This window comes from Xylophilus sp. (assembly GCA_009914555.1).
In the GTDB taxonomy this organism is placed as follows: domain Bacteria; phylum Pseudomonadota; class Gammaproteobacteria; order Burkholderiales; family Burkholderiaceae_C; genus WNDY01.
In genome coordinates, this window is sequence record WNDY01000117.1 from 1 (window position 1) to 4,625 (window position 4,625).

Genomic DNA, 4,625 nt, shown 5'->3' on the forward strand with positions numbered 1-4,625 from the left:
GGACGCGAATGCACTTATCAACATCGTCATAGGCGTTGATGCCGAGATAGCATTCAACCACAGGCACAGATCGGTAGAAGAAAGGAACCTTGACCGGGTCGACGCCGCGACGGCCTAGATTTTCCTCAAGATACGTGATGCCGGTTCCTAACCCACAGGTAGCGCGAATAGCCTTCTGATTGGCAAGGGCGAAGTTCGACTTCGTATTGTACCGCGCCGAGAAATGATAATCGCGCAGATGGTCAAGCCATTCTTCCTCAAGATCGGTCGGCTCTGGCGAGAACGGGCCATCTAGCGAGAACAAATGCCACTTCTGAACGCGTGGCGTAATCAGGCTTTCCATGCCAGCAGACAGACGAGTAAGCGCCCATGATGCTGTGTTGTCGAATATCTCTTTGCTGCGCTGTGCGGCCTGCGGCTGTTGCGCTGTGCCAGTCAGAGACGACGATAGTGTAAGCCCGTTGATCTCATACTTGTGCGAAGCATAAGGCATGCACAGATTGACGACATCACGCCATACCGCTTCCCACGGATAGCGTTCAGCCGCCATCTGTGACTGCTGCTGCATGATATAGTCTGCAATGCCCATGGATCAAAACCCGCTGATTGTGGTGCGACGGCGGTTTTCTTCATTCCCATAATCCTGAGCGCCTAGCGGCGTAGTGATAATGGTTGAAGCGCGGCCTTGTGCCTGACGGCTTGCATCCAGCTCCGCTGCACGGCGCGTCTTTGCTGCCTCTGCATCTTCGCTTGGCACGGCTGGCGCGTCGGGCACCTTCGGTGTATCTGGCTTAAAGCACATCTTCAAAATCCTCTTTCAACCAAGCCCAAAGCTGGAATGTCTCGCCGTTAACGCCATAGTTCGGCATATCGGCCTCGTGTTTCGCTCGAATGGATTTCAACCACTTATGAGCAAGGTCATGATCTGCAACTGATCTAATCTCGACCCGCGTCACACCTTCTGAAATGAGACGCTTCGGCCATTCCTTTAGGCAAAATCTTGTTATTGTCGGCGCAGCACGTTTGAACTTGTTCGTTCCGTAGGCCCACGCAAACCGAATGTGCGGCTGATATGGGCTTGCGGACGATACGCCAAAAGCAGCGACCGGCTGTCCATCAATCCAAGCTGTCCAACAGAAGTCAGGCGATGTAAGGAATGACATAGCGCCAGCCTGCGAACCGCTCTCAAGCAATGCCGTTGCGAAAATCTCCCGCCTGTCCTGATCGCGTAAGTTCGCCGCCACGTAACAAATATCACGCAGCGTGCCGTCTCTGATTTCGACTCTCACCAGCTGTCCAGTATGTTTTCGTCAGGTGCTACAGTCTGCATCTGACCAAGCGGAATGTTTTCTGGCCGTTCCTCGATCAAACCGGGGAATAGCTCTGTGAAGCCCCAGACAAGCGCGTCGACACGATCAGGCGAATAACCGGCGCTTGACCTGTCAAAGCCAGTCGTGAAGCTGCACATCTGATCTTCAAGTTCTGTGAACTCTCGGACGTGACGAACGCGTCGACGGGCATAGAGCGCAATGATCGGCTCTGCTCGAACGACCTTGCCGCGCGATGCATGAACCAGCTTGACCGGAATCCACCGGCCTTTTGCCTGCGCCTGAATGGTGCTTTCGACCATCTCGCCGCCTTGGTTCTTTTCAGCGACGATGCTGTCAGCCTTGTAGTAATTGTAGAGCGTAACAGCGCGTTTTGCCCATTCTTCGGGCTTCATCACACCGCTGGCATCTTCAAGAACGTAGCCGTAACCCTCTTTGTCGAGTGCGCAGACGACAATGCCTGTTTCATCGCTACCCGGTTTAGAACTTGTCGCAGGGTCTACAGCAACAACAATCTTCACAAAGTCCGGCAACTCATCGTCACCAAGAACATACAGACGCTCAATAACGCCACGCGACCAAAGAGCATCTTCTGCATCGCCCGAGAACTCGCCGAGGAAGAAGCGCTTGCGCTTTGCCTCTGGCAGATATTTCAGGCTTTCCAGATAGTCAGGCGGCAGATTGAGATGGTTATCCATCGGATTAGCCACATAGTGGCTGTAATCACCGCGATTGATTGGCCGCTTGCTTTCAGGATCAACACCCTGGACGAACAATTTGTAAGTCCAATGACTCTGAGTTGTAGGGTTCAAGTCCACATAGTTGCGTAATGGCAGTGGACCAGGATGCCCAACATTTGCCTGCACGTTCTGTGCAAGGCGCGTCATCAGCGTAGTGTGAGCATCGTAACTAAGCTCTGAAGCTTCGTTCTCATAAACGGTGGCGTATTCTTTACCCAGAACCTTGTCGACGCGCTCTTTGTCATCAAGCCCGGCGCACCAAACTTCTGAGCCATTGCCGTAAACGAAAACACCGTCCTGCTCATACCATTTGTATGCAGCGTCAGGATAAGCCAGCCGCATGACCTTCGGGAAGGTATCGCGCCCGACAGACTGCTTCACCGCAACAGCGTGCTTGCGGAATACCCCATGTCGAGAACCTTCGGCACGCAATGCCCGTGTAGCAATCGCGTAGCAAGTCAGGAATGTCTTACCCGAACGCGACCCGCCGTAGATCAGCGTGTGCTTTGTACCCTGACGTCCGAGAAGAGGAAGCAATGCCTGCTGCTTCTTCGTCAACTGGATCGTCATAGATCCGAAGCCTCTGGAGCAATCATGACAACCTGCCCTGTATGCTCAACTTCCTGCTTATCGCCGTACTTTTTAGGAGCCAGTTTAGCCGCGCGCCATTGAAGCGCTGAAAGCTTCACCCGCATTGCAGATGCGTTCTCGACATTAACATCTTCGATCAACTGAATGATCTTGTCATCCATCAGATCGGCTTGGATTTTCCTCGCACGCGCGCACCTTGTGGCAAAAGCTTCATCATCTTCCATCCAACGGAGAATAGTCCGACGATTTGGCATACAGTCGTTCGCACATATCTGCACGAGACTAAACCCATCCATCAAACCGTTGATGATTGCTTCTTCCATCTCTGGTGTGCGCTTTGACGGGCGACCAGTCGTTACAGGTTGCCCTGCTCTCGCTTCTGCCCGGTCAGCAATTTCTTTTACACGCTCTGGTGAGAGAGCCATCACTTACACCACGTCTTTGTCAGGTAATCGTTGAATGAGCAGTGGCGCTCATAAGGTAATGCGCATGAGGCAAGCAGGATAAACGCAGAGAGAGCGAGAAGCTTAGTCATCATAACTTGCTATCAACCTCGCCTTTGCGCGTTCAAGCAGAGCAGTCGTTTCTGGCCTGCCGTCTGATGCGCTGCCCCATAGATCGTCATCTTCATCAATCCCGACCACGACAACGCTTTTCAGCTTACCAATGCAGCCCTGAAGAACTTCATCTGGATCAACCGTAAAACCATCGCCAACGATATCAGGTGTGAAGCCAATGATCTGCGCGCTCATCCAAACTCCTCAAGCTGGTCTGCCTGCTCTCTGAGTATCTGCGCCACGTCTTGCGGTGTGTCGCTATCCATGAAAGCGGCTATGACTGCTTCAAGCATGATCATGTTGCGCGCGCGCCAGACAGCGACTGTCGATTTGATCGCTATGTCGTCGAGAGCCTTAAGCTCTTTCTTGGGTGGCTTGGGCATCTTGCACGCTCCAAACTGGAGACAACAAAAAAGCGGCCCGAAAGCCGCTGTATTCTCTTAAGTGAAACAAATAACCTACCATATTCAGGCTGACTAAATGTCATTCATTAGTCAAGTCTTTTGGTTTAGCCTTACGATCTATCCCGTAGAAATCCACAAGTGCGTCTAAGCCTGTGGCGAGGAATCGAACCATGTGCGGCAGATGCATTCCTGTGTCTTCATCGAGAATGCAGACTTTCCGAATTGTTGACTGGATTGGTCGGCCTGATTGATCGACCTTGCGGATAGCCTCACCCAGATCAAGAACACGCTCACGCGCCTGCCCTGCGGCTTCTGACTTGTCCGTTCCTACACCATGAACGCGGGTCATGTCGTGGGCGCGTGCTGATGGATAAGGAATGCCGCTTAGAGCGTAGTACCGGCAATAGTCGGCACCGTATCGCAAACCCGCCTGATAATGCGCATAGGTGACACGATCAGGGAACAGGATATGAAGGCGACCGAGTACGGAACCCGCTTCTGGTCGCTCTGCGATCGATGCTGACATTCCCATTTTCATGCGGGCAGAAATGACAACCAGCTTTGTCTCTGCTTCCGTTTCATGTGTTCTGCGGACGATTGAGGACTTGCGTCTGCTCTTTCGCCCGTTTGGCTCCCGCTCTGCCGCTGGCAAAACTGGCCTTCCCTTTTTCAGTCGTCGCTTTTCAGCCTTTGAATATACCGCCATGCCTGTTTCCTCATCGCCTGGGGTTATTGCTTCGCCTGTTCAAATGAATGGACCACTTTTCCAAAATACCCGCCAACCTGCTCCGGCTTGGAGAACACCAAAGCCATGACCAGCATAAATATTCCGAACCCAATCACTTCCTTCATCGCCCTCTCCTATGCCGCTTTACGAATTGCAGCTTGCTTCCTGCGCTTAATGCCTGCGTCTACATGGGTTGATCGGGCGTAGAACATTACGCGCCCCTCCCTTCCTGCTGTGGGAATGAATAACCTCTGGCAACGCCTTGATGCTTGATGAGC

General features: G+C 52.7%; 8 protein-coding genes. All 8 read right to left on the reverse strand.

Annotation, left to right across the window (positions count from 1 at the left end; translation table 11 throughout):
• Positions 1-589 (reverse strand): portal protein (locus GAK38_RS23430; RefSeq protein WP_325347286.1); only part of this gene is annotated, 589 nt, incomplete at its 3' end.
• A 202-nt stretch (positions 590-791) separates the two neighbouring features.
• Positions 792-1,289 carry a hypothetical protein gene (locus tag GAK38_RS23435; RefSeq protein ID WP_325347287.1) on the reverse strand — a complete coding sequence of 166 codons (498 nt, stop codon included), beginning with the start codon at positions 1,287-1,289 and terminating at the stop codon, positions 792-794.
• Positions 1,286-2,638, reverse strand: coding sequence for a phage terminase large subunit (locus GAK38_RS23440; protein WP_325347288.1), 1,353 nt, complete (start codon positions 2,636-2,638; stop codon positions 1,286-1,288). Before GAK38_RS23440 ends, GAK38_RS23435 begins: the two co-directional genes overlap by 4 nt.
• Entirely contained in the window at positions 2,635-3,084 is a 450-nt protein-coding gene (locus GAK38_RS23445) for a hypothetical protein (RefSeq protein WP_325347289.1), read from the reverse strand. The genes GAK38_RS23440 and GAK38_RS23445 overlap by 4 nt, the downstream gene beginning before the upstream one ends.
• A 102-nt stretch (positions 3,085-3,186) precedes the next feature.
• Positions 3,187-3,411, reverse strand: a complete 225-nt coding sequence (locus tag GAK38_RS23450) for a hypothetical protein (protein WP_325347290.1) — start codon at positions 3,409-3,411, stop codon at positions 3,187-3,189.
• Positions 3,408-3,599 carry a hypothetical protein gene (locus GAK38_RS23455; protein WP_325347291.1) on the reverse strand — a complete coding sequence of 64 codons (192 nt, stop codon included), beginning with the start codon at positions 3,597-3,599 and terminating at the stop codon, positions 3,408-3,410. Before GAK38_RS23455 ends, GAK38_RS23450 begins: the two co-directional genes overlap by 4 nt.
• Positions 3,600-3,699: 100 nt before the next feature.
• Positions 3,700-4,326: a hypothetical protein gene (locus GAK38_RS23460; protein WP_325347292.1), complete on the reverse strand. Its 627-nt coding sequence runs from the start codon at positions 4,324-4,326 to the stop codon at positions 3,700-3,702.
• Between the two features lie 23 nt (positions 4,327-4,349).
• Positions 4,350-4,472 (reverse strand): hypothetical protein, encoded by a 123-nt coding sequence (locus GAK38_RS23465; protein ID WP_325347293.1) that lies wholly within the window; start codon positions 4,470-4,472, stop codon positions 4,350-4,352.
• Positions 4,473-4,625 lie beyond the last annotated feature (153 nt).

Coding starts and splice junctions, on each gene's coding strand:
- GAK38_RS23455 (WP_325347291.1), bottom strand. CDS start 3,599: ATGCCCAAGCCACCCAAGAAAGAGCTTAAGGCTCTCGACGACATAGCG.
- GAK38_RS23450 (WP_325347290.1), bottom strand. CDS start 3,411: ATGAGCGCGCAGATCATTGGCTTCACACCTGATATCGTTGGCGATGGT.
- GAK38_RS23445 (WP_325347289.1), bottom strand. CDS start 3,084: ATGGCTCTCTCACCAGAGCGTGTAAAAGAAATTGCTGACCGGGCAGAA.
- GAK38_RS23440 (WP_325347288.1), bottom strand. CDS start 2,638: ATGACGATCCAGTTGACGAAGAAGCAGCAGGCATTGCTTCCTCTTCTC.
- GAK38_RS23465 (WP_325347293.1), bottom strand. CDS start 4,472: ATGAAGGAAGTGATTGGGTTCGGAATATTTATGCTGGTCATGGCTTTG.
- GAK38_RS23460 (WP_325347292.1), bottom strand. CDS start 4,326: ATGGCGGTATATTCAAAGGCTGAAAAGCGACGACTGAAAAAGGGAAGG.